Here is a 2438-nt window from a genome sequence, read left to right as displayed (position 1 = left end):
GTAGTTAACATTGCTGATGTTATCAAAGGAAGTGAGACAGTTACAACTCTTGAGAATAAAGGAGAGGGATTGTATACCTATAAAAATGAGGAAGGAACTGAGGTTAATATTGATGTGGTTGGAGATGTTGTTGCTAATGCTTCAACAATTATCAATAATTCAGATTTCAAGACAGGGATTACTGAGATAATTAAGACAGATGAAACGTTAACTACCCTTGACAGCAAAGGAGAAGGTGTTTATGTTTATACAAATGAGAAAGGTGATGCTGTTACTATTGATGTAGTTGGAGATGTTGTAGCTAATGCATCAACAATTTTCAATAATCCAGAAGTTACAAATTTCATCAAGGAAATTTCAGACCAGACAGCCGGAAGTGTAACGTATAACTCAGAAACAAAACAGTTTAGTTATGTTGATGTTGCCGGAAACACTCAAGTGGTGAACATTGCCGATGTTATCAAAGGAAGTGAGACAGTTACAACGCTTACCAATAACGGATCAGGTTCTTATACTTATGTAAATGAAGCAGGAGCTCCATCTGATATAAATGTAGTTTCAGATGTTATTTCTAATGCTTCAACAATTTTCAATAATACTGATGTTGTAAATGAACTTACAAAAATTGTTGATAGCAAGGAAACTATCACAACGTTAGTACATAATACTACAGCAAAAACATTGGTTTATAATGGAGAAGGCGAACAGTCAACAACAATAAACCTTGCAGATATTACAACTACAACACCTTCTACTGTTTTGGCAGTAAGCGGTACAGGTTCTACATTCACTGCAGCTACAGTTAATATTGTTCCTTCAACAGTTGTGGGAGATGTATTAACTACTACTGCAGCAGGAGTAGTAGCATGGAAAGCGCCTAGTGTTATGGCAATTGAAGTAATTAAAGCTGATTATACAGTACTTCCTGGAGATTACACAATTATCGCTGAGGGAATGACTAGTGATATCACAATTAATCTTCCAGACCCGACCTTGTGTAAAGGAAGAATGTTGGTAATAAACCAATTTGATATGGTAAAAGCAGATGGAGAAACTGCTTTAATGGTAAACTTTAATCATGAGCTACATTATTCAAGTGCAAATAAATATTCATATTTAGCGGCCAGCTTATTTCAAGGTGCAACTGCAGGAAGTATGAAAGTTACTTTACAATCAGATGGAAGATTTTGGTATGTGATCACATATACAATGTAATCATATAATATTGTTTTTTTTTTTTGGAAGCCCGATCATGGTAGTGATCGGGCTTCTTGCATTTAATCATATTAAATATGCTTAAGCTTTTTCTGATATATTTTATTTCATCGACTCCTGATTTTTTATAGTTGATTTATGCATACAATCCTCTAAAAACTCAAATTTGAGTTTTGTGAAAATTATCTAAAGAGAAATATTTATATCAATAAATAGTATTAGAAGTGTTTAAGCAGGTTAGGATTTTCTTCATTTCCTATACTGCTTTAAGAGTTTTTCTATTTCGATGGATGTGGTTTGTACCTTAATATATAAGACTAAAAACTTTTACGGGTATAAATAAGATTCATTTAACGAGAACTTTGCACTTCCAAACTTAATGGTTTGATAACTAGTAAGTTTTTAGAAATATGATGGAATTGAATTATAAAAAGCAAAAGTAAAATAACAGTAAAATTTATTGATTATAAGTTTTAAGTGACGGATTGTTAATCTAACACGTTGTTTAGTATTAGTTTATGATTTTACAAATTTTTGCAAAGTATTTTTTTTCTATCCCATAGTATAAGAAAAATAATAACCCATTAAAGATTAAATAATATGAAGAATAGATTACTCCCTTTACTTTTTGTCTTAGGAGGTTTTTCAGCTTACTCACAGGTAGGTATAGGAAAATTGGACCCTAGTCCTTCAGCTCAATTAGAAGTGTTTGCTACAGATAAAGGTATGTTGATACCAAGAGTAAAACTAACTAGCTCTACAGATGCTACTACTATTGGTAAAGGCAATGTAGAAAGTTTGTTGGTTTTTAATACAAATGCAATCTCAGATATTAAACCCGGGTACTATTACTGGTTTGATAACAAATGGAATAGAATACTTATCTCAGGAGAATCTTCAGGAGCTGCCGGAAGTGTAACTTACAATCCAACTACAAATGTGTTCAGTTATACAGATGCTGCGGGAAACACTCAGTTAGTTGATATCAGTGAGATGATTAAAGCAAATGAAACCCTTACTATCCTTGAAAACAAAGGAGAAGGTGTTTATGTTTATACAAATGAGAAAGGTGATGCTGTAACTATTAATGTAGTAGGTGATGTTGTTGCCAATGCTTCAACAATTTTCAATAATACGGAAGTTACGAATTTCATCAAGGAAATTTCAGAGCAGACAGCCGGAAGTGTAACCTATAATTCAGAAACAAAACAGTTTAGTTATGT

1 protein-coding gene and 1 pseudogene are annotated in these 2438 nt (G+C 32.7%); both read left to right on the top strand.

What is annotated here, in order from left to right; genetic code table 11:
- Nucleotides 1-1215 (top strand): annotated as a pseudogene (locus AC4FQ3_RS22765) (hypothetical protein); the annotation flags it as partial.
- A gap of 600 nt (nt 1216-1815) precedes the next feature.
- Nucleotides 1816-2438: phage tail-like protein (locus AC4FQ3_RS22760; protein ID WP_491183399.1), on the top strand; the 623-nt coding region annotated here is incomplete at its 3' end.

The organism is Flavobacterium sp. AK-345 (assembly GCF_058310175.1).
The sequence above is the reverse complement of the archived record's forward strand: the minus strand, read 5'-3'. Positions and strand labels throughout refer to the sequence as shown.